This is a genomic window from Maribacter sp. ACAM166 (assembly GCF_005771495.1).
GTDB lineage: Bacteria > Bacteroidota > Bacteroidia > Flavobacteriales > Flavobacteriaceae > Maribacter.
The window spans coordinates 14,096-37,355 of record NZ_VAUW01000013.1 but is presented as its reverse complement, the minus strand read 5'-3'; the positions used below and the strand labels follow the sequence as shown (position 1 = coordinate 37,355).

21 protein-coding genes and 1 pseudogene are annotated in these 23,260 nt (G+C 35.3%); 14 read left to right on the top strand and 8 right to left on the bottom strand.

What is annotated here, in order from left to right:
* Positions 1-371 precede the first annotated feature (371 nt).
* Together ES765_RS10850 and ES765_RS10845 are read right to left on the bottom strand one after the other, a co-directional pair.
* Positions 372-1,352, bottom strand: a complete 981-nt coding sequence (locus tag ES765_RS10850) for a Gfo/Idh/MocA family protein (protein ID WP_138114159.1) — start codon at positions 1,350-1,352, stop codon at positions 372-374.
* A gap of 28 nt (positions 1,353-1,380) precedes the next feature.
* Positions 1,381-3,060 carry a sulfatase gene (locus ES765_RS10845; protein ID WP_138114157.1) on the bottom strand — a complete coding sequence of 560 codons (1,680 nt, stop codon included), beginning with the start codon at positions 3,058-3,060 and terminating at the stop codon, positions 1,381-1,383.
* Positions 3,061-3,659: 599 nt separating this feature from the next.
* Between ES765_RS10845 and ES765_RS10840 the strand changes: the two genes are divergently transcribed.
* Positions 3,660-4,532: a DUF808 domain-containing protein gene (locus ES765_RS10840; RefSeq protein ID WP_138114154.1), complete on the top strand. Its 873-nt coding sequence runs from the start codon at positions 3,660-3,662 to the stop codon at positions 4,530-4,532.
* Positions 4,533-4,541: 9 nt separating this feature from the next.
* On the opposite strand, the gene ES765_RS10835 is transcribed toward ES765_RS10840, so the two are convergent.
* Together ES765_RS10835 and ES765_RS10830 are read right to left on the bottom strand one after the other, a co-directional pair.
* On the bottom strand, positions 4,542-5,279 hold the full coding sequence (locus ES765_RS10835) for a type ISP restriction/modification enzyme (RefSeq protein WP_171017282.1): 738 nt from the start codon (positions 5,277-5,279) through the stop codon (positions 4,542-4,544).
* 633 nt (positions 5,280-5,912) lie between these two features.
* Positions 5,913-6,494: a tRNA-(ms[2]io[6]A)-hydroxylase gene (locus tag ES765_RS10830; protein ID WP_138114151.1), complete on the bottom strand. Its 582-nt coding sequence runs from the start codon at positions 6,492-6,494 to the stop codon at positions 5,913-5,915.
* Between the two features lie 248 nt (positions 6,495-6,742).
* Here ES765_RS10830 and ES765_RS10825 point away from each other — a divergent pair, with 248 nt between their 5' ends.
* The 3 genes from ES765_RS10825 (at position 6,743) to ES765_RS22590 (ending at position 7,888) form a co-directional block, all read left to right on the top strand.
* Positions 6,743-7,261: an NUDIX hydrolase gene (locus ES765_RS10825; RefSeq protein ID WP_138114148.1), complete on the top strand. Its 519-nt coding sequence runs from the start codon at positions 6,743-6,745 to the stop codon at positions 7,259-7,261.
* Positions 7,262-7,426: 165 nt separating this feature from the next.
* Positions 7,427-7,663, top strand: a complete 237-nt coding sequence (locus ES765_RS10820) for a DUF4172 domain-containing protein (RefSeq protein WP_262710682.1) — start codon at positions 7,427-7,429, stop codon at positions 7,661-7,663.
* A 96-nt stretch (positions 7,664-7,759) separates the two neighbouring features.
* A complete protein-coding gene (locus ES765_RS22590) occupies positions 7,760-7,888 on the top strand; it encodes a hypothetical protein (RefSeq protein WP_262710681.1) in 129 nt (42 codons plus the stop codon).
* A 63-nt stretch (positions 7,889-7,951) separates the two neighbouring features.
* Here the strand turns inward: ES765_RS22590 and ES765_RS10815 are convergent, their stop codons facing one another.
* Complete coding sequence (locus ES765_RS10815) at positions 7,952-8,548, bottom strand: hypothetical protein (protein ID WP_138114142.1); 597 nt, start codon at positions 8,546-8,548, stop codon at positions 7,952-7,954.
* 730 nt (positions 8,549-9,278) lie between these two features.
* Positions 9,279-9,941, bottom strand: a pseudogene (locus ES765_RS10810) (ATP-binding protein); the annotation flags it as partial.
* A 991-nt stretch (positions 9,942-10,932) separates the two neighbouring features.
* Here ES765_RS10810 and ES765_RS10805 point away from each other — a divergent pair.
* Together ES765_RS10805 and ES765_RS10800 are read left to right on the top strand one after the other, a co-directional pair.
* Positions 10,933-11,160: a hypothetical protein gene (locus ES765_RS10805; RefSeq protein ID WP_138114139.1), complete on the top strand. Its 228-nt coding sequence runs from the start codon at positions 10,933-10,935 to the stop codon at positions 11,158-11,160.
* 218 nt (positions 11,161-11,378) lie between these two features.
* Positions 11,379-12,641, top strand: a complete 1,263-nt coding sequence (locus ES765_RS10800) for a site-specific integrase (protein WP_138114136.1) — start codon at positions 11,379-11,381, stop codon at positions 12,639-12,641.
* 59 nt (positions 12,642-12,700) lie between these two features.
* On the opposite strand, the gene ES765_RS10795 is transcribed toward ES765_RS10800, so the two are convergent.
* The gene (locus ES765_RS10795) at positions 12,701-13,813 is read right to left on the bottom strand and encodes an ATP-binding protein (protein WP_138114133.1); all 1,113 of its coding nucleotides are present in this window, start codon (positions 13,811-13,813) and stop codon (positions 12,701-12,703) included.
* Between the two features lie 774 nt (positions 13,814-14,587).
* Between ES765_RS10795 and ES765_RS10790 the strand changes: the two genes are divergently transcribed.
* The 4 genes from ES765_RS10790 (at position 14,588) to ES765_RS10775 (ending at position 17,020) form a co-directional block, all read left to right on the top strand.
* A complete protein-coding gene (locus tag ES765_RS10790) occupies positions 14,588-14,878 on the top strand; it encodes a helix-turn-helix domain-containing protein (protein ID WP_138114130.1) in 291 nt (96 codons plus the stop codon).
* Between the two features lie 137 nt (positions 14,879-15,015).
* A complete protein-coding gene (locus ES765_RS10785) occupies positions 15,016-15,372 on the top strand; it encodes a plasmid mobilization protein (RefSeq protein WP_138114127.1) in 357 nt (118 codons plus the stop codon).
* Entirely contained in the window at positions 15,353-16,399 is a 1,047-nt protein-coding gene (locus tag ES765_RS10780; RefSeq protein WP_138114124.1) for a relaxase/mobilization nuclease domain-containing protein, read from the top strand. The genes ES765_RS10785 and ES765_RS10780 overlap by 20 nt, the downstream gene beginning before the upstream one ends.
* Positions 16,400-16,489: 90 nt before the next feature.
* A complete protein-coding gene (locus ES765_RS10775) occupies positions 16,490-17,020 on the top strand; it encodes a hypothetical protein (protein ID WP_138114121.1) in 531 nt (176 codons plus the stop codon).
* A 114-nt stretch (positions 17,021-17,134) separates the two neighbouring features.
* Here the strand turns inward: ES765_RS10775 and ES765_RS10770 are convergent, their stop codons facing one another.
* The gene (locus ES765_RS10770; RefSeq protein ID WP_138114118.1) at positions 17,135-18,214 is read right to left on the bottom strand and encodes a hypothetical protein; all 1,080 of its coding nucleotides are present in this window, start codon (positions 18,212-18,214) and stop codon (positions 17,135-17,137) included.
* 71 nt (positions 18,215-18,285) lie between these two features.
* On the opposite strand from ES765_RS10770, the gene ES765_RS10765 reads away from it, so the two are divergent.
* From ES765_RS10765 to ES765_RS10750, 4 genes are read left to right on the top strand one after another with little or no spacing between them, the layout of a single operon-like run.
* Positions 18,286-19,077, top strand: a complete 792-nt coding sequence (locus ES765_RS10765) for a type IV toxin-antitoxin system AbiEi family antitoxin (RefSeq protein WP_138114115.1) — start codon at positions 18,286-18,288, stop codon at positions 19,075-19,077.
* Positions 19,074-19,865 carry a nucleotidyl transferase AbiEii/AbiGii toxin family protein gene (locus tag ES765_RS10760; protein WP_138114112.1) on the top strand — a complete coding sequence of 264 codons (792 nt, stop codon included), beginning with the start codon at positions 19,074-19,076 and terminating at the stop codon, positions 19,863-19,865. The genes ES765_RS10765 and ES765_RS10760 overlap by 4 nt, the downstream gene beginning before the upstream one ends.
* Complete coding sequence (locus ES765_RS10755) at positions 19,866-20,474, top strand: hypothetical protein (protein ID WP_138114109.1); 609 nt, start codon at positions 19,866-19,868, stop codon at positions 20,472-20,474. It abuts the gene before it with no gap.
* Between the two features lie 58 nt (positions 20,475-20,532).
* The gene (locus ES765_RS10750) at positions 20,533-23,259 is read left to right on the top strand and encodes a class I SAM-dependent DNA methyltransferase (RefSeq protein ID WP_138114106.1); all 2,727 of its coding nucleotides are present in this window, start codon (positions 20,533-20,535) and stop codon (positions 23,257-23,259) included.
* Position 23,260: the final 1 nt, after the last annotated feature.

The following is a 23,260-nucleotide window of genomic DNA, read 5'->3' as shown; positions in this document are numbered from 1 at the left end:
TCAAACATCAGTTTATGGCAAGTGCGTAGAAATCTATAGAGACAACCTATTAATGTCCGAGGCTGAGCTTTTTGCACGTGTTTAGGGTAAGGTAGCATTGAGGAATTAGTTGTACAATGTTATGAAAGAGGGGTTTGGTAGATTGGGTAAATAGAACGTACCTATTGGAGAAGTCTATAATTTATGGAGATCATGCGTTGGTGCTACTAACTGCGCTGCAATTTTCTTTTGAGTCAGATCCATCATCTAGCACCTAATGTGATCAAACAAGCTACGAGTGTACATAATGAAGCTGTTTAACAATTGATTGATAACAGACTCTTGTTAGATTATTTTTACACGAAATTGGAATTGTTTTCGGTACAGAAAAATTATTTGGTCCGCCCACTTAATTTTTCTAACGTATCCATAACCAATAAGCCATCTTCCGCAGGGCAAGGGTTCTCACCTTTACCTAGAAAATAATCTACGGTGGCTTTTATCATGGGTTCTTGAATATGCTTCGGATTTTGGAATGAAAATAGTTCAATTCCGATTGAGGTGATTGAAGTTACCTTGTCGCCAAAAAAAGAAAACTCGATGTTCCCTTCCGTACCATAAATGATGCATTGGTCTTTTTTATTCAATTCAGATGTATTGAAGTTCCATATGCCACGAAATTGAATTCCATTTGCGAAGGACATAATTCCATTAACAACATCTTCAACTTTCGAATTTTGCTTAGAGGTATGGGAAAAACCATGAACGCTTGTAATCGGCCCGAAATAATGATGCATTAAATCGATTTGATGTGGCGCCAGATCATAAAAATAACCACCACCCGAAACCTCAGGATTCAATCGCCAATTCTCAACGGAATCGGCAACGATATCTGATTTTAAGGGTTGTAAAATTTGAATATCGATATGGGTGATTTCACCAATTTTTTTTTGACTTAAAAGTTCTTTCACTTTTAAAAAGGCAGGTAGTTTTCTTCGGTAATGGGCAACTGTAAGTTTACTAGAGCTGTTATTTATCGCATCACATATTTGTTTGGCCTGTTCAGAATCTAAAGCCATTGGCTTTTCTAAGTAGACATGTTTCCCTGCCTTTAAAGCCTGCATGGTGTATTTTAAATGCGTTGAAGGTGGGGTGGCGATGTAAACGGCGTCGATTGCCTTATTAGTACATATATCTTCCGTATTAGTTGTCCAATGAGGTACGTTATGTCGTTCTGCAAAGCTCTTTGCTTTAACAACATTGCGTCGCATGACCGAAACCAAATTTGAGTTTTCAACCTGCTGAAAAGCAGGGCCACTTTTAACTTCGGCCACATCACCACAGCCAATAATACCCCAATTAATTTTGTTCATAAATTATAAAAACGCAAATGTTACAGCATTACTTTTTGTCTGATTTTCTCTTTTCTATAATTTGATTGAGCTTCTTTTTATTCACTCCAAAAATGCCATTATCTCCTACATCGCCCATAAAGGTGTCGATGTACTTATTGTTGAGTTCATCGCTATCTCCATATTTTTTCCGTACTGCTTCTAATTCTTTATGTAATTTGTCTTGTATATCCGCGTAGGCAGGGTCATCATATACATTGGTAAGCTCTTTAGGGTCTTTTTTGCGGTCTATCAATTCCCAATAATCCAGGTCAAAATAATAATGGATGAGTTTGTATTCTTTGGTGATGATAGCATAATGCCTGTTCACCATATGCTCGGCAGGATATTCGTAGTAATGGTAATACACTGCTTCTCGGTCCCAATTTTCCATTTTACCGGTTAGAATAGGTACAAGACTTTCCCCTTGCATGTCTGACGGTTGTTCTACACCGGCCACATCTAAAAACGTCTGGGCAAAATCTAAATTCTGTACCATTTCATCAGATGTTGTACCAGGCTTAATTTTATCGGGCCAAGAGACCAAAAGAGGTGTCTTAAAAGATTCGTCATACACAAAACGTTTATCGAACCAACCGTGCTCACCTAAATAGAAACCTTGATCGGAGGTATACACGATGATAGTATTCTCCATAAGGTTATTCTCTTCTAAATAATCTAGTACCCTACCGACGTTTTCATCAACAGATTTAATGGTACCGAGGTAATCTTGAATATAGCGTTGGTAGCGCCAGCGCATTTTATCCTCGTCGTTTAAAGCGGGATAGTTGTTTTTAAAATCGGCGTTTATTTTATCGTATTGGGCCTTGAAATTTGCCAATTGTTTGGTATCCATTCTACCTACAGAATTTTCGAACCTTCCTTCATCGATTACTAATTCTGGTGCGTTCATGGCATCTATAGTCTCAGGGTATATTTTATTATCACTCGTCCAACTCAAATGTTTTAGTATGCTCATTTCAGCCTCTGCTGCTGCAGGCCTACCTTCATAGTTGTCAAACAAGGTAGAGGGCTCAGGGAATGTCCTATTGGTAAACTCCTTCATGTGCCGCTCAGCCATTAACCAAGCGCGGTGTGGCGCTTTATGTAAATACATCAACAGAAATGGGTCTTCTTGCTTACGCTCAGTTTTCAACCAATTTAAGGTCATATCGGTTATGATATCTGTTACATATCCTTTTACATTGATTTCACCCTCATTCTTGGTAATAAAATCTGGATTGTAATAATCACCTTGACCGGGTAGTATTTTAAACTGGTCAAATCCCTTGGGGTTGTTTCCAAAATGTAATTTCCCGAACATGGCCGTTTGGTAGCCTGCCTTTTGAAGGATTTGAGGAAAAGTGACATTTGTCGTGTCAAAAGGGAAGTGATTATCAACTTTACCATTGATATGTGAATGTTTTCCGGTCAAGATTACTGCCCTAGAGGGTGCGCATATTGAATTGGTGACACTTGCATTCGTAAAAAGCATCCCCATTTTTGCAATACGATCAATATTCGGTGTTTCAATCAAGCTATTGTCATAGGCTGAAATAGCCTGATAGGCGTGATCGTCTGACATGATAAAAACAATGTTGGGTTTTTCTGATGGAGTTTCTTCTTTTTTAGAATCACACCCTATGAATAGTAAGGTCGCAATTCCTAAAATGTAAATGAAATTTTTCATGTACGGTTAAGGTTGTTTAATTAGCGGATTAAGGTACGGAAAATAGAACAATCGAAGTGGCTAAAAATAAACTGATATGTAGAAGGATTTTAGTGGATTCTCAATATTTCGGCAGTCGAGTATCCTTCTTTTTTAACTAAGAGTAAACAGGTGTAAAAAACCTGTTGTGCATTTTAAATTTGTTATAAAAAACCGATGTAATTTCGAGTATTTATTCGAAATGTAATGGAGAAAAAATGCATGCCTACCGGTCGGGTATTGGAAACTAATTTACCACCAAAAGATTCTCGATATACTGTATTTTTAATGAAAATATTGAAAAATCCAGCACTCGAACTGATATTTTTTTATTCCAAATTTAGAAGGTATAACAGATTAATATACTAAAATAGGAAGAACAGATACAATTACTATTTCTTTAAAAGCACTATGGAACTTCATTTGCTTTCCTCTATTCCTATATCTTACGTGCTATTTAGAACGCTTTTAGTAGCGTTGATTTAGATTATAAGGCTGCAAAATTGTCTTGGGTTAGCATTTGTATCAATAGAATTCTAAAAATTCGATTTCTTAAATTATTTTTGATTTAAAATTAACGTATGGCCTCAGGATTTTTTGCAATTTTAGACGACGTAGCAGCATTATTAGATGATGTAGCAGCAATGAGTAAAATCGCGACCAAAAAGACTGCAGGAATTCTTGGCGATGACTTAGCGGTTAATGCAGAAAAAGCTTCCGGTTTTGTGTCTAAACGAGAACTTCCTGTTTTATGGGCCATTACAAAAGGTTCGCTACTTAATAAAATAATAATTCTACCCATTGCTTTTTTATTGAGCGCATTTTTGCCGTGGGCCGTAACCGTAGTATTGGTTCTCGGCGGACTCTATCTTGCCTATGAGGGTGCCGAGAAAATTTATGAATTTTTTGTTCCTCATGAGCATGCTGCTATTGTTACGGAAACTAAGGTAATGAGCGAAGCGGAAATTTTGGAAATGGAAAAAGTAAAAATAAAATCAGCCATAGTTACCGATTTTATTCTGTCCATTGAAATTGTAATTATTGCTTTGGGTACGGTTATCGGAGAACCGTTGGTTTCTCAGATTGTAGTGGTGTCCATCGTAGCTTTAATAGCTACCGTAGGTGTTTATGGTATTGTAGCGCTTATTGTACGGATGGACGAGTTTGGAACACATTTAATTAATTTTAACGAACAGGATAATAGTATATCGGACAAAATAGGGCGATTCTTTGTCAACGCATTACCTAAGGTTATTAAGGCTTTATCCGTTATTGGAACCATAGCGTTGATTCTAGTTTCTGGTGGAATATTTGTTCATAATATTGCTTTTCTCCACGACCTGTTCGCTAATGTTCCAGGTATGTTTGTAGAGTTTGGTGTGGGGTTGGTTGCCGGATTTCTAGTATTACTGTTGTACAAAGGTTTTAAGAAATTAGTTACCAAGTCAGCTTAATGACTTGTTTTATTTAATGGATATTGTCTCTATTTCTTGCATGATTCTATCGGTATCAAAAAGAGCTACGATGATTTTTTGATAGTGTAAAATATCATCATATGTTAATGTTCTTTTCTTACGGTCTTTTAGCCACTTTTGAGCGGGTTGATAACCGCCTATATAAAACTCCCAAGCTTTTAGTGGTATGTTGTCAAAATACTGTTCGTCATTAATCCAGATTCGGCCAAGCTGCTTTTCTTCATCAAATAATTCCCAATCTTTCTTTGCAATTTTTTTGGTAATCTTGTTGCTACCACCAATAGGGTAGGATGTAATATATTCTTCTATTTGTGCAGATTCTAACAAATGAAACTTTCTTATTTCTCCATCTAATTTTACAAGACGCCAAAACGTTTCTTGGTCTTTTGGATAAGGTACGCGCGGAAAATCTATTTTTAAAAACTCCTTATATTTATCTCTGTAGCTAGGGGAATGTAACACCACATAGATATAATCTAATATATCTTTAGGTGCGAATGTAGTTTTATAATCGTCTCGTAATTCTGTGCTATTGGCAAAACAAATATTGCCTTCGGTTTCTTTTTCGGGAACAAAAGTTAAACCTAGTTCGCTTTCTATAGTATTGATAATCTTTAAATTTGATATGTTTACGGCGTCTTCATATACATGGGAATGAATATAATTGGTAAAAATTAAATTGGTTAACAATTCCCTATGCCGGTCAAACTGATCTTTATTACTCATTTTAATTGTCCTCTATATAATTGACGCCAATATTCTTGGCAACTATATATCCTACATGAATATCTTAAGTTGCAAGTATATAATCGGTAGCACCACAAGCTTGGCGTTTTGGTTCGGTGCCCTAATTTTGGGAATTAAGTTTTTAATTAAATTTCATGAATTTCTCCTCAACGTATGCTCTGTGGCATCCCTAGTGTATACCGTAGGTCAATGTTGTCAATATACTGTTGTATAGTTATTTTGTTCGGACATTATTGAGGTATTCAAACTAATACTGTTTAATAATTAAATATAGCTATACAATCTGAATTGAGTGCAATTACTATCGAAGAGGTTTGTCAATAGTTAAACGAAGCAGTATTTGTAAACATAAATATATTCGTGGCTCCGAGGTTTTTAAAAGGGAAGAAGCTCCCAATATCTTGAAGGTTTTTAGCAGTCTAGACATGATTTTTCTAGGCTACGCTAAGGATAAACTTCTCGCACTACTGTTTTTTAGATAGTGGAATAGCAGTAAACGAAAAAAGCTCTCAATTTTTTGAGAGCCCCGATTTAGCTTGTCTGTGACGAGTGACTCAAATCAATGCCTCATACATACGCTACGACGCTGCAAAATTCGCAGAATAGCGTTTTTTATCCGTGTATCGTTTCTTCCTTTCCGTAGTTTTTAATCACTTCAGCTTCAAATTCAACAAGCTCTTGCCAGCGTTTGTCTACATCTATATTCGTGTCATATTTACGCGCAAAGCCAATAAAAGTGGTGTAATGTCCTGCTTCGCTAATCATTAAATCGTGGTAGAATTTAGAAAGTTCGGGATCTTTTATTTCTTCTGAAAGTAATTTAAAACGTTCGCAGCTTCTTGCTTCAATCATGGCAGAGAATAAGAGCCTATCAACCATCGATTTCAGTCTGTTTCCACCTTTGTTCATAAACTTGTAAAGCTCGTTAACGTAGTTGTCTTTGCGCTCTCTACCTAATGTATAACCGCGCTTTTTAATGATATCATGTACCATTTGAAAGTGCATTAGCTCTTCTTGGGCTAAAAGGAGTAAATCGGTAACTAAATCGGGGTATTCGGAATTAAGTGTAATTATAGTAATCGCATTAGTTGCGGCCTTTTGTTCACACCATGCATGATCTGTTAGTATTTCTTCTATGTTTTTTTTAACAATATTAACCCAACGTGGGTCTGTTGCTAATTTTAAATGAAGCATGGGCTGTTTGTTTTTGTAAAAATAGGGGTCAGCGGTAAAAGACTAACCACTATAACTCAAGATATTTTGTAAATATGACGAGTATATAATCCTTGCTATCGTTAGTTTGCACTTAGTGCTGTTCTGAGTGAGCCGACCAAATATTCAAAATGTCATCCCCCGCTTATTATAAGGCTTCCATTTGTAATGCTTATTGTTTCTTAATGGTTTAGTTTATTGTTTATTTACATAAAATAGAGACCGTTTAAATGCAAATTATAAAAACCCACTATCATCCTGAAGTACATACCTTAGAAAATAAATCTATTTTCACAAGGCTAGCCACAAGAAGTATTGCACTGCAGGGTTCTAGTATATTATTGCTGTATACCGAAAGATATGAAGACTATAGTCTTCCTGGCGGAGGCTTAGATTTGGGTGAGGATAAAACCGAAGGGATGATGCGAGAGCTTAGAGAAGAAACTGGTGCCCGAGATATTACAAACATAAAGCCCTTTGGGGCTTACGAGGAGTATAGGCCATGGCATAAGCCAGACTATGATATTCAGCATATGATTTCGTATTGCTATACCTGCGAGATTAACAGTGAGCTTGGCAAATCAAATTTGGAGTCTTACGAAGTAAAAAATGGTATGAAAGCGATATGGATTACTATTCATGAAGCCATAGCACATAATACAAAGACTATGGCTACAAGCGATAAAAAGGGGATGTCTATTGAACGAGAAACTTATTTATTAAAGCGTATCGCCGAACATTTGATTTGAAAATCCGAAGTCCTAAGTAAAAAGCAATGAGTATTGATGTTCAATCCTTTAACAGATGTTCAACTCGTAATTATATTTCATGAGCCTAATAGTATATTTAATCGGCACGTGAGATATAATTGGTAACAAAAGGATTGACCTAACCTTCAATATTAGACAGAGGGTATTGATAATTTACTCTATGAATTTGCCCAGCGAACAGGAAGAATGAGTGGCGTTCTAAATGGTTTTTCAGAATCAGAGGTTATGATAAATTTAATGGTTTCAGGAGGCATTAAGACTTCGGATATTGAAGGCGAGTATTTGAATTTTAAACATATTACACCCGAAAAGGGAACTGATTTAGAAGCCTTATTTTCAGAGACTATAACCATGTTTCTAGTGGGAAGTTGGAATGAATAGTATGATTCTTACAGTGTATGAAATCATAGCTACCAATATCCTACTCTATCCTATATTAAGAAAGACCAACCACTACTATTTCCCATAATGTGTTAAATGCAATATACTTTAACTATATGGATATATTTAAAAGTTCCTTTTACAGTTTGGGCAAGAATCAGTACAGGTACTATGGAAGATGTGAACCTGATTGATGTTGTGCTTAAAAAAATTTTGGCAACCTAAACTTTTTTATTCATCAATAGAGTTTTAGGTTTTGCGCTATGCGGATCAAAAAAAAATACAACTTTATTTTTTAACAAGTTGAATAGTGAAATTATCAAACTTAAATTCGATAATTGAAAATAGAAATAATGAAAGTCCAATCATTTCCAAAAATTCTTCAATTGTATATAATAAAGAAAAATTTAAATCATATCCATGTTTTTCAAAATACATACCTTCAAATCCTTCTATTCCAATAGCTCCTGCAATATAAATTATACCCGACAAAATAAACCTAATTGCGTTTTTTTTAGGTAACCCCAATAAGAATGGGAAGTAGTAGATAAAAAGAATAATCACGAAAATGGCATACGGTATTATCCATGAAAAATAAAACAGCCCTGTAAATTTAAATCTTTTTAGTAAGGGTATGAAATTCTCATGTATCGAAATAATTTCATCAAATGATAAAAAAAAGAAAACTAATGATAGTATCAACCAATGTTTACTATACTTTTTAATAGAGTAAAACTGGTGGATAACGAATAAGATAATTGCAATAACAAATAAAAGCAAAAACGAGAAGACCGTAGGTACACTATCCTCGGTATCGAAATCAAGAAATGAAAATACCTGATTGACATAAAAATTATCGTATTGATACTCTAAAAATATCCCCATTATATTTAACGCCAAGAGCACTAATATTACGACCATCAAAAACTTTAATATATTTTTTGGTTTGATTTTAATTATCATAATTAATCTGGTACAACTGAGGTTTTAATACTATTACTACAAGACCACTTTTATTTAGAATATTGAATTGATGTATTTAAATGATTTTAGTCTACGTTTGTTTATTTGGCTTAATATACATTAATCCTCTCAATTTTCAAGATTTACTAATAGGCGTGGGCATACACAATTAAAGGTTTGATAGCTCTATTAACAAAGCTTTCGAGATTGCTTACAATATATAACATGCTATTACTTTCTTTTAGCTCATTTTCGAATTAAAATAAGCGTTTTTTAAACCTATAGCTCGTTTAATTTTACTTTACAACTCTGTCGATTTTCTAAGCTGAAGCAAGTTTTCAACTAGTTACCGCACAAGTAAAGCCTAACCCCTACTAGCTATTTTTTATTAAACTAAAATTTTGTTGGGTGTGGTTTCGTTGAATTCACTACATGTGAAATTTAAAAAGAATGTAATTATACTCTGTTTTCAAAATATTACTATTGGTGATTGCAGAATTAAAAATTGGGCTTAAGTCATTCCCATTTTAATTATGATTTAGAAAATTAACTCCGCCGGTCAGGTTGGCGCCAGTTGGAAGCTGGTGACCAAACAAGTAACGCTAATCCTCCCCACCTTCTTCCTGTCCAAACTTCTGTCTTGAATGGCATCTTATATATGATCTCCGTTCAAATCGGAATGACCACCAAGTTCTGCAATGGTTCTTGCAACTTTTAAAATACCGTCGTAAGCACGTGCTGAAAGATTCAATCGCTCCATAGCCTTTTATAATAAGGACTTCGATAAATCTTCTAGTTCACAATGTGCTCGAATTTGCTTTGTATTCATTTGGGCTTTATAGTGAACATTATCAATTCTGCGAAACGTAAAGTTTGTAACTCCGCAGTTACTCTTTTTCTAAAGTCTTCGCTACCCTCTCCTTTTTGTTCTTCAGATAGTTTTTCGAAAGGTACAGGGGTTGCTCCAATATGTATATCGATACTATACTAATATGGGTCTAGGAATTTTGCTTAAATACCGTTGCATTTCTGCCGGTGATGAAGTTACTGGCGCATCTGGGTTATTAAAATAGTCCACCTGGACTAGGGTTCATACTCGCCGCTAGCGTAAACCACTTGGGTAGGTTGCTATAAATTTTACTCTTGACATAAGTACTTTTCTATCTTCTAAAGGCTGTCTCAATACCTCTAATACGCCTCGTTTATACTCTTGTGATATATCTAAAAATAAATTACCATTATGAGGATGTGAAATTTCACTTGATTGTGGGTGTGAACCGCCACCGACGAGTGCTACATCTGTTATAGAATAGTACTGACAAAAGCCCCTTACAATCAAAATTTAATGGGACATTATCTAAATTTAGCGCGGTACATTTGACCCCACCTCTATTTAAGCTTTTAAAATAAACCTAACTACTTAGCTGCTTATAAATTTTCTAGAAAAACAGCAATTGATTCAACTTTAATTTGAATCAATGAGCCGAATAATTAATCTATTCAACTCGTAATTATATTTCATGGGCCTAATAGTATATTTAATCGGCACATGAGATATAATGGGTAACAAAAGGATTGGCCTAAACTTCAATATTAGATAGAGGGTGTTGATAATTTACTCTATGAATTTGCCCAGCGAACAGGAAGAATGAGTGGCGTTCTAAATGGCTTCAGAAGCCATTAATCGGGTATTGAAGGCGAGTATTTGAGCTGAAAAGATGAGATGTCTTCTATCAGAAGAAATCTTGGCTTAAATCCCAAATTTCCAATATCCAAAGATAAAAGAGTGGAAAGGATAACGGAATTAATGTTGGCCATCCGCAAACATTTTATAGGTCCTATTTCCGAAAAGATGTTATTCGATTGGCATACCATGCTAATGAAGGGTCGTATAAGGAATACTAATAGGTAAATGGCGTTCGCATGAAGAAACCATACAAATAGTTTCTGTGGCGATCGGAAGAGGGGTAGTTCATTTTAACGCTCCGTAGTCAAATACTATTCCTTCTGAAATGGGCGAGTTTATCGCATGGTTCAATGAACCTCAAAAAAATATTAAAAAACCTATTATAAGGTCAGCTATCGCTGATCTATATTTTTAAACTATATATCCTTTTGAAGTTGGTAGTGGTCGAATAGGTAGAGCTGTAACTGAAAAAGTTCTTTCACAAAGCCATAGGTCGTTCTGTTTTGTTCAGTCTTTCCAAATCTATAGAGATATTAAGAATAAATATTATGACGCTTTAAAAGCTGCGAAACGTTCAAACGAAATTATAGATTGGATAAGTTACTTTATCAAGCCAGTTTTGGATGCACAAATCGATGTCGAGCAAGAAATCGAATTTGCTTTTAAGAAAACTGAATTCTTTGATAAAAATAAAAGTATACTTAATGAAGGGCAACAAAAAGTGATCCGTAGAATATTAGAAGAGGGCAATCAGGGTTTTGAAAGTGGGATGAACGCAAGAAAGTATATTTCTATGGCAAGCACATCTAAAGCTACTGCAATGAGAGATTTACAGGACTTGGTTTAAAAGATATTTTTAGGTCTATTGGTGTAGGTAGGAGCACGAAATATGGGATAGTAATATAAAAAAAAAGCTCTCAATTTCTTGAGAGCTTTTTGCGGTCTGGACGGGATGCTGCCCCCTTAATTTAACTTTTTATTAACATACATTATTTTACTGATTATAAGTGACTTAACTGAATTAAATTTTTTATTTTACATCATAAAACACTATTTTGGGTAAAAATGCAGCACGAATGCAGCACGCTGATGTATAATTTTAGGTTTTACATATCGGACAAATCTAACCAAAATGGAACCCATAGTATCAAATTAAGATACTATGAAAATCGTCATGTTAGAATTCAAATTGATACCGGAATTGAGATTCCTTTGAAGTATTGGAATAGGGAAAAATCCTTTCTCAAAAAATCAAAGGAAGTGGGTTCCGAATATGTTCAACTCACCCAAATGGATAGTCTGGCCAATCAGATTATTTCTTCTTATCGGAACCAAGGTAAACCGCTTTCCAAAAAATTATTCAAAAAACAATTTGAAGATGGGGAACCCTCCATCAATACAAAACCTGTTGAGGATTTTTTTACTGAATTTGAGCACTATCTAGAGAGTAAAAAGGGAAAGGTAGTTAAGGATGTTATCAAGGATTACAATTCCCTTAGAAAACATTTGGAAGGTTTTCAGGAATTTTCTGGGATCATCGTTGATTTTAATGCATTCGATTACCATTTTTACCAAGAATGGACGGATTATTTGGCCTATCATGCCCCTCTAAAAAATGGAGGTGTAGGCATGAAAAATAATACCATTGGCAAATTGGTCAAGAACCTGAAGGCCTTTCTAAACGATCGCATGCGCAGAAATAGAATCAAACCTATCGATTTAACTGCCTTCAAGGTAGTACAAGAAGAAGTTGACCATATTTATTTAGCTGCTGAAGAGATACAGGCCATAGCGGCCGTTGATTGTAAAGCTGATGAAGAGCTGGAAATGGTAAAGGATTTCTTTGTAATCGGTTGCTTGACCGGACTTCGGTTTTCCGATATTTCAAGGATTCGACCTGAATATTTGGATAATGAGGGTTTTTTAAATATTCGGCAAAAGAAAACTTCAGGCCGTATCGTAATTCCATTGCGCAAACAGGTGAAGGAAGTTTTAAAGAAATATAACGGCCACGCCCCAGAAATCGATTCTTTTACCTTTAATAAACGTATAAAGGAACTTGGCGATAAGGCGGGGCTTCATCAAAAAGTTGAAGTCGAACATAAACGGGGAACTATAAAGGAAGCCCAACTTTTGGAAAAGTATAAACTAATTAGTTCCCATACTTGTAGGCGTTCATTTTGTACCAATGCCTATCTAGATGGCATCGATGTGCAGTTGATTATGAAAATTTCAGGACATAGATCGGAGAAGGCTTTCCGGCGTTATCTCAAAATATCAAATTACGAGGCCGCTCAAAAATTGAAGGAGGCTTGGGGATTGGATTGATAGTCTTAAAGGATTTTCAGCCGATTTAGATGCCATGAGAAAATAGTATCCTCCACATTCTAAACAAATTCCCTAAAATTATTTCTATGAATCACTTCAATTGAAGCATCGTAACTTTCCATAAAGGATTCGGGAAATTTGACGTTGGCTTTTGGACTCCATTTAAACTCGAAACCAGTAATTTTTCCAGATTCTTCTTCAACATAGTCGATTTCTTGTTGCTGCTTGGTTCGCCAGAAATAGGAATTGGCCAAAGAGCCCTCGTAGGCCTGTTTTTTGAGACGTTCGGTTATTAAGAAGTTTTCCCAAAGCCCTCCAATATCACTACGGCTGTCCAGTGCGTTGAAATTCGCGATAATGGCGTTTCTAACACCAGTGTCATAGAAATATATCTTTTGGTTCGTCTTTATTTCGTTCCTTAAGTTTCTGCTAAAACTTGTTAGCCTAAAAATCACATATCCCTTTTCAAGTAAATCGATGTAATTGGCAACAGTATTTTTATCAACACCCACCAATTGTGCCAACTCATTGTAGCTAACCTCATTTCCTAATTGTAGCGCTAGGGCACGTAGTATTTTTTCCAAAACTTGAGGTTTTCGTATCCCGCTGAATGCCAATATATCTTTATACAGATAGCTGTTTGTCAATTGTTTTAAAACTTCGATTTCGTCTCCAGGATTGTTGATGACATCTGGATACATACCGTAGCGTATTCTCAGTTCGAGCTGTTGTTCTGACTTTACGTAGCCGATAGCCCCCTCCAGTTCTTTCCAGGAAATAGGATATAATTTATATTCCCATTTTCTTCCCGTTAAAGGTTCGCTGGTCTGGTTATTTAATTCGAAGGCCGAAGAACCGCTTACAAATAGTTGTACTTTTTTGAATTGATCCGTGATTATCTTCAAGGTCAAGCCAATATTTTCTATGCGCTGCGCTTCATCAATAAATACGGTGGTATGGTCACCTATTATGCTTTTTAATTGCTCAGTATTGGGATTGGTCAACAAATTTCTTACTGTTGAATCATCGCCATCCAAAAACAAATGCGGCCTATTTTTTAATATGGAATTGATTAAGGTTGTTTTTCCGACTTGTCTAGGTCCAATGACTATAATTGCCTTCCCTTTATCCAGCTTGGAGGTGATTTTACCTTCTAATATTCGTTTTACCATGGCCATTTAGTGAACGTATTCACCAAAAGTAGTTCTTTTTGGTGAATACGTTCACCAAAAGTTACTTAAATTGTATAGTGTTACTACACTAATTGCCCGCAATGGAATGATTTTATTCGGGGACTTTTCCAAATCCAACATCAAAATATCAAAGCAATATTCATTTGATTAAACGTATGATAAATGCTTTATATGAATATTGATACATATGTTCATATGACTATAGCATCATATGATGATAGCAATATAGCATTCTATATTCCTATGGATTGTTTTTTAAAATAATTATACTTTTTTATGGCTAGGGGAAAAAAGAGCTGATATAGACTGGCCTGAGTCTTTCGACCCTCCAGCTGAGTCATTCCTTTCCCTAACCACATCCTTTCTGCGGAAGTTCACAAAAACTGATGGTTTTTGTGAACACCCTTGAAAAAAGAGGATAAAGGTGAAAAGCGAAAGGGCTTTTCACCCTTATCTGCCATTCCGTTTCAAATCCCATAACATTTAGTTCAAATATGCTGTACAGCATTTTGTGTACAGCACTCAGGTAAAATGCTGTGTAATGCTGCTAGGTTTGTAAAACAAAGTACAAGAGCAATTTGTTGTAAAAGGAATATGCGATTCTTTTTTAGTCCAGTTTGATGAAGTTCTCATACTGAAAAAGTTGAATTTTTTAAGGTTTACCATACACAAAATGATGTATGGTAAACAAATAAAATCTTGTACAATGCCATTAGGTTTGTTCAATAAAGTAAATTATTAAACCACTGTATCATGAAACGAATATTTATCATGGACGATGACGGACTCAAGGAATATGTTCCGTTAGAATCACTTCAAAAGCAAAAGGATTCCGTTATCGAGAAACCGGCTGAAGAAGTTTCAACCGAAGAAGAATTGTTGACCATTGCCGATTTGGTCAGAAAATTTAAAGTAACCCGTCCTACAATTTATGCCTGGATGAATAAAGGTTTATTGAAGAAGATTGCACTCGGGGGAAGGGTATTGTTTCATCCGGATGATATCAATGAACTTATTAAAAGAATGAGAACTGCTTCTTCGTAAAATGAATAGAAAGAAACTGAAATCTGAATTACCCCTATTTTTAATCGGAGTTCGTGAAGCAAGCCATGTTTTTGCAAGCAAAAACTGCTCACTATGTTCGCATGGCTTGTTAGGAATACTCCCCAAACCCCTTGGATATGGCAAGACCAAAAAAGAAAATACAAGACTTGAAAGCTATTCGGGTCAACGTCAGGATGACGGTATCAGAATATCTACGGGTATCCGAAAATGCAGAAACCTTGGGCGTTTCAATTCCTGACTTTATACGTTTGAAAACGACTGGAAGGGTATTGCCCAGAAAAAGAATAGCACCGGATGACAGGAAGCTTTTTATTGAGATGGGTAGAATCGGAAACAATATCAATCAATTGACCAAAAAAGTACATTTGAGAATGAACAACTCTCCGCAACTCAATTCCTTACTCTTAGAACTCCAAAGTACCCTAGATATCCTAAAATCAAATATTGTAAACCATGATAGCCAAGCAGATTAAGGGAAAAGATTTTTATGGAGTGTTGGCCTATAACGAAAAAAAGGTCGAGCAGGGAATGGGCTATGTACTGGACACTAATATTACCATTGGAAAAACTGTTCACATGACCCAAGAATTCAATATTGTTAGACAGCTCAGGCCAAGATTGGGAAAGGCGGTATATCATGTTTCGCTGAACCTGCCCTATGAGGATAGTTTGAGCGATAAACAATTCACTTCTTTAGGAATGGATTACCTCAAAGGGATGGGGTTCGATGACAACCAATATATCATGTACCGACACCAAGACCAAGAACACGAGCATATCCATATCATTGCAAATAGGGTAAAGTTTTCTGGAGAACTGGTCAGCGACAGCAAGGATTATGAACGAAGTGAACGACTAGTACGGAAACTGGAATTAAATTACAGTTTATCTCAGCTAGAGGATAATAAATTGACAAGAAAAGCAACCATTACCCAGAAAGAGATAGAAAAGGCTTTTCGAACCGGGGAACCTCCAATGAAGTTGACCCTTCAATACCATCTCGAAAATTCTATCTCTAATTCCAATAATACAACAGAGTTCATAAGGGAATTAAACACAAGGAATATATGCCCCGAGTTCAATGTAAGTAAAAGTACGGGTAGGGTAACCGGAATATCCTTTAGACATAAAGGAATCATTTATAAAGGGAGTAGTTTGGGGCGACACTATTCCTGGAACAATATCATAAAACGCATCGATTATGAACAAGACAGAGACCGTGGAGTTATTCTCAAAGCTAATAGCACAGAACGAAGAAGTGATACATCTTTTGAAGAAGATTCAAACGCAGCAACAGCACATATCGGAAAGAAGCAATCTATTTCAGAACGGCATATCAAAGTTGCTGAGCAACCAAAATCTTATCTGGAAAAAGCTCCATCAGACGGATTGAATGTTAATCAAATGGATGACCATTCATGGAACTCTTTTAAACTAGAGCTTGATAACGATAGTCGATTTAAAAAGAGGGAGCGGAAACGAAAAGGGCGAAGGCGGTAATTGTAAAAGGGATATTTCAGAAGTAAAAACCAAAACCTAATTTAACATAAGCTTTTTTTAAGTTTAAATTTGAGATAAATATATAGAACCATGATTACGATTGACGACCAATTGTTGGTAACCGATGAAATGAATGTAATCGTAATCGAGTACACCAAAAAGATAGTCCTGAAAAAATTATTGATGGCGTTCTCTTTTGAATCAAAAGGCCATTCCCAAGTTGTCACCGATTTAATTCAAAGTGTGAATTATTATGGCATGGATACGATACCTCCCGAAATTGAACTTGAGCTTTCAGCGTATGTATGGAGTTTCTTTACGGCTCTCAAAAAAGAAGAGCGTACCGCTTTATACTTTTGGATACTTAACAAAAACTACCTCTGCTATTTGGATGAATTTGAATATAATGACAACACGTTCAACGAAAGTGAATTCGACAGAAAATTTGGTAGGGAATTGGCCTTTAAAATTTATGAGCCAAATGATAGCGGTTTAATACAAGACTCCATTCACTCGCTGAAGAACTATGTCATCAATTTTGCCATGGAATTGGATTTATCCCTAGTCGATGAATATACTTCAGAACAGATTTTGGAAGAAATAGATAATTACTGTCTGTAATGGAATAAGCATTTGGTTATACAACCTTTTCAATTAAAACTGGCCATAAACCTGCCTACTACACAGGTAAATTTAAAAGAATTAGGAAGCACCGATATTAATTGTGCCCCGGATTTATTGCTCTGACCAATTACTATCACTTAGCGGATTTAAGTTTTTTATGACTTCTTTTGCCCAGGATATGTAGTCCTCGGTATTCGAATTTATTTCGTTTTTTAGAGCAGCTTGTTTTTCCATCGCGCTTATATAGTGCTCAGCTACTTGTGCCTTATTCCAATTTTCTGCATCAATAAATAATTGGTTCACTTTTGCCTGTTCTAATTCTTCCGCTTTTTTTAGAGCCTCTAGTTTTTGTTCCTTTAGCAATCTCTTATTCTCTGCAATGGCCTGCTCTGCCCTAAGGTCATGCCAGTACTTACAGTCTTTTTCAATCCAAGCAATAATTTCGGGGAGGCATTCTTCAATATTTCGTTTCGTGTTGTCAATCCAAATTTTCTTATTGAAAGAAGGGCCAGTTTGAAATTGAAGTTTATCTGATTTCTCCCAAGATTCTCTGCTCCATCCCCTCTCATCTTTATCCCGAATGCGGAATTGCTTTTGTCTTAGATTTATTTCCGTCTTCTGGCCGAACATCTCTACGTGGCATCGACTATATTCAAAGGTGATTTTGTGTCCCATTGCTTCCAATATTTGAATAAATATATCCATAAATCGGAGTGCTCTGGGCCTTAGAATCTTGTCAGTATGTATAGGTAATATATCGCTTTCCCGAGAAGCTTCCCAGAATTGTATTTTCCCTTTACTATCATCAATTTTATCCAATAACTTTTTTGTATTTCTTACTATTGGATGATAGTTAGTTATTCGTTTTGGAACTTTGAATTTTAGATTTTTGTTTTGTTCTAATTCAAAAGCCCGTTTGTGATAATCAGTTCTAAATTTTTTATGTTGTTGGGTAGGATCAAGGTTTATTTTAGGGTTCTCACTTTCAATTTTTTGAAGGGTAGGTTTTATCACTTTTTTATGGAACCTAACTTTAGACCAATAGCCTCGAGTAGGTAATGGTATTTTGTTTTCTGCGCAAATGTCCTTTAGAGTATGTAGTTCTATATTGAACTTTACTGCTATTTTGGTCAAGGGTTGATTCCAGACTAGATCGTATAATTCTTGCCGGGTGTATATTTTTTTATCCATGATTAAAGTATTTTAGTAAAAATGCGAGATAATTAGTAATTATTACTAACTTACTCGGAAAATTACTATAAGTGTATCTAAATGATTACATAAAAGAAAAACTTTCGTTAGAGCAGTACTCTTTCTCTACGGAAGAGCTTCAAGCGTTTACACATAAAGAAAAGGAGGCTTTAACGACTGACTTGTCTTACCTAACAAAAAAGGGAGACATAATGCCCCTAAGAAGAGGGTTCTACCTAATCATCCCTCCCAGATACTCAAAGCAAGGTAAATTACCCATACAACTGTATATTGAGAACCTTTTTAAAAATTTAGACCGGCCTTATTATATCGGTTTGTATTCCGCGGCTAAATTTCATGGTGCAAGTCATCAACAAATTCAGCGTGATTATATCATCACTACAAAACCCACTTTGTTGGACATAGATAAGGGGAATATTGATTTACGCTTTTTTACCACGGCAAATTGGCCTCAAAAAAATATCCTAACTAAAAAGTCTGATGCTGGAATATTCAAAATATCCGATGCAGCTTTAACGGCTGTAGATTTAATCCATTATCAAAATAAGTTAGGCGGATTGAATAGAATATTCTCTGTTCTAGAAGAACTTATGGAAAGCGTGACATATTCCCAATTATCAGATTTATTGGCGTGGTATCCTCACAAAAGTACACTGCAAAGATTGGCGTATTTCATTGATAAATTGGAAGTTGATGATGAATTGTTACAGTTGATTACGGAATACTTTAAAAAAGTAAAATACTATCCAGTTTTACTCAACCCATCATCTAAGGAAAGTGCGGGTTCAGTTACAAATCATTGGAAAGTTGATATCAATATAAAACTGGAGAGCGATATATGATACCAAGACCCTACATAGCAGCTTGGCAAGAACACGCTCCTTGGAAATCATTTTCACAGGTAGAGCAGGATTTGGTAATCAGTAGAACCTTGGTAGAACTATTTTCTGATGATTTTCTAAGGGAGCATTTGGCATTTAGAGGTGGTACGGCCTTGCATAAATTATATCTGCATCCTGCACCAAGGTATTCTGAAGATATAGATTTGGTTCAAATTAAACCCGGACCCATTAAACCCATAATGGAACGTATTAAAGAAGTCATCACCTTTTTTGAAGAGCCACGTAACACTAAGGTTAGTGGCCATGGCGCAAAAGCTTTGTATCGCTTTACTTCTGAATATGAAGATATACGCTTACGACTCAAATTAGAAATCAACTGCAAAGAGCATTTTAATGTATTACCCTGGGTAGAATTTCCTTTTGAAGTGAAAAGCGATTGGTTTAAAGGAAGTGCTAATATTCGAACGTATAACATCAATGAACTTTTAGGTACGAAGCTTAGGGCATTATACCAACGTAGCAAAGGGCGGGATTTATTCGATTTAGATTATTCCAGACTGCATTTAGAATTGGACCACGATGCTATCATCCAATGCTTTAAGGAATACATGAAGTTCTCCGTGGGTACACCACCGAGTAGAAAAGAGTTTTTAATGAATATAGAGGAGAAAGAGAACGACCCTAATTTCACAGGAGATATGGAAGCTTTGTTGCGACCAGAAATTGAATACAATCAAGAAGCCGCTTTTGAGTGGCTTAAAAATGAACTGATGATCAATATAAAATAAATGAAAACCTTATTCACCCTATTTTTTCTAACTTTTTTAATGCCATGTTCTGGCTTTCAAAGCCCTGACGACTTCAATCGAGATCTTTCCAGAATCGTAGATGATTTTAAAGAAGCAATAATGGATGAGGACGAGTGTGATGATTTAAAAGATAAAGCTGAAGACATTGCTGATGACATAGAAGAGCTTTTGGAAGATTCAGATGATTTTTCTCCTGAAGAAATTTCACAATTCAAACAACTAAAAACCGAGGCTGAGAATATTGAAGATTTTATTGCCGTTGTATCCGGTGTTGGTAATGCTTTTCCTAAGACAACGGACTTCAAAGAGGTAAATCGTAAAGTTCGCATGGATATTTATACCCTCGGAAAATATGATTTTTGTGTAGATGTTCAAGTCGCAGAAATAGGGGATTATAGGGCTTATTTAGTAACAAATAATTCTGGCAATAATGTAAGACTTAAAATTAATTGGAAAACGGCAAATGGAGCTAGTTCAGGAAGTTCTGAAGTTGGTATGCTTGGTAAATCTATTCGTCATATTTTAAACAATCGAGACGATTCCTTGGAAAACTTAGTTATTCAAAGTATCACATGTACGAAGTTTTAGCTTCCTAGTAATTATATGTATATAGGTTTAAATTAATTAAACGAAGTATTACAGTTTTATGAACGCAGTAGAAATAGAAGAAGCAGTATCGGAACTTGCTGGTCAACCATTTGATAGGGAAGAATTTCCTTTTCTATTTTTAGAAGCTTTTGGTAATAAAGATACCACTATTAAGAAGTTAAGAAGTGGTTCTTCTAATAAGACAGATTTTGATGGTGCTATTTTACAGCGAAATAATATTCATATTGCAACTTGTAAAAAAGGGAAAGTTTCTGAAACTTTAGATGTACTTCGCAAGAGTCCTTCAACCAATAAAAGTAAAGCAGAATATATTTTAGCTACAGATGGATTAGATTTTCAAGCTGAAAATATATTTAGTGGTGAAACTGTAGCTTGTGATTATGAAGATTTTCATAATTATTTTGGTTTTTTTCTTTCTCTAGCAAATATTACCACAGTAAAACAAATACGTGAAAGCGCATTTGATATAAAGGCAACTAGCCGTTTAAATAAACTTTATGTTGAGTTATTAGAACATAATCCCGAATGGGCAAGTATAGAGCGTCGTCCAGATATGAATCACTTTCTGGCTCGTTTAATTTTCTGCTTTTTTGCTGAGGATACAGATATTTTTGAAGGTGATAATCTTTTTACAGATACAGTTCAAAAAATTAGTGATTCAAATGCATCTAATACTCATGAGGTTATTAGTGAGATGTTTAGAGCAATGGATACTAAACGTGAAATTCGCGATGAACAAAAAATAAAGGTTTGGGGTAAAAAATTCCCTTATGTGAACGGAGAACTTTTCTCAGGCTCTACCGAAGTACCTAAGTTTTCTAAAATAGCACGTTCATATCTATTACATGTAGGTAGTTTAGATTGGAAGCAAATTAACCCAGATATATTTGGGTCAATGATACAAGCTGTTGCGGACGAAGATGAACGTGGTTCATTAGGGATGCATTACACTTCTGTTCCAAATATATTGAAGGTCTTAAACCCATTATTTTTAGATGATTTACGTGAGCAGTTAGAAAAGGCGGGAGATAACGGTCGTAAATTACTCAATTTACGAAACCGTATGGTGCGTATACGTGTTTTTGACCCTGCTTGTGGTTCTGGTAACTTCTTAGTGATTGCGTATAAAGAAATGCGTAAAATTGAAAACGAGATTAACCTAAAACGAGGAGAAAAAAATAGGGCAAGTGAAATACCATTAACTAACTTTAGAGGTATTGAGTTAAAAGATTTCTCAGCAGAAGTAGCGCGTTTAGCTTTAATCATTGCAGAATATCAATGCGATGTTTTATACAGAGGTCAAAGTCTCGCACTTGCAGAATTTTTACCCTTAGATGCTCAAAATTGGATAACAAAAGGAAATGCTTTAAGAATTAATTGGTTTTCTGTTTGCCCACCAACTGGTACTGGAGTTAAATTACAGGGAGATGATTTGTTTTCTACACCATTACATCAAGCAGAAATAGATTTTGAAAACGAAGGTGGTGAAACTTATATCTGTGGTAATCCACCATTTTCGGGCACAAGAAAACAAACTAAGGAGCAAAAAAGTGACCTAGAGCTAGTGTTTAAAAACTATATTAAAAATTATAAAAGGATTGATTACGTTGGAGCTTGGTTTTTCAAAGCTGCATTATACAGTATTAAAACAAAATCAAGATTTGCATTAGTAGCGACAAACAGTATATGTCAGGGTCAACAAGTACCATTAACTTGGGCTGCGATGTTTAAGATAGGTTTTAAAATAAGATTTGCTTATACCTCTTTTAAATGGTCTAATCTTGCCAATAATAAGGCTGGTGTTACAGTTGTTATAGTTGGTTTAGATAATGATGATTCTGGAGAAAGAGCAATTTATAATTTAAATAATAAGAAAGATGTAGATTTTATCAATCCATATTTACTTCCAAATAATGTTGAGATTATACCAGCTTCTAATAAGCCAATATTTACAGATGTTGCTATGTCTCTTGGTGTTTACTACTCAAAATCTGCAGGTTTAATATTAACAAAAGATGAGAAAACTCAATTAATTGATAGTGGTGTTCCTTTAAAATTTATAAAACGTTTTTTAGGTTCTAACGAATTTATAAAAGGATTAGAGAGGTATTGTTTATGGGTTTCCAATGATGAACTAGACGAAGCTATTTCCCATCCAATGATTTTACAACGTATTAATTCAGTAAAAAAGGATAGACTAGAAACAAAGGATAAAGCTGTCAATAAACTTGCATTAAAATCACATCAATTTAGAGAGTATAGAGGGACTGAAAAGTTTAAAATATTTGTACCTATAATCAGTTCAGAGAATAGAGAATATTTTCCCGCTGGTATTGCGGATGATAGTATTATTCCGACGAATAAAGCTTTCTATATGCCTAATGCACCATTATGGGCATTGTCGATTGTTGTATCAAAATCACATCTTATTTGGATTGGGTCAATTTGTGGGAGGATGAGAAATGATTATTCATATTCGAGTACTTTAGGCTGGAATACCTTTCCCATACCAATTTTAACCCAAAAAAACAAAGAAGACTTAACGGCATGTGCGGAAGAGATATTAATTGCTCGAGAGCGCCATTTTCCTGCAACTATTGCAGACTTATACGATCCAGACAAAATGCCAAAGGATTTAAGGTTAGCACACGAACGTAATGACGAAGTTTTAGAACGTATTTACATTGGTCGAAAATTTAAAAATGATACAGAGCGTTTAGAAAAATTGTTTCAACTCTACACTAAGATGACATCTAAAGAATAAG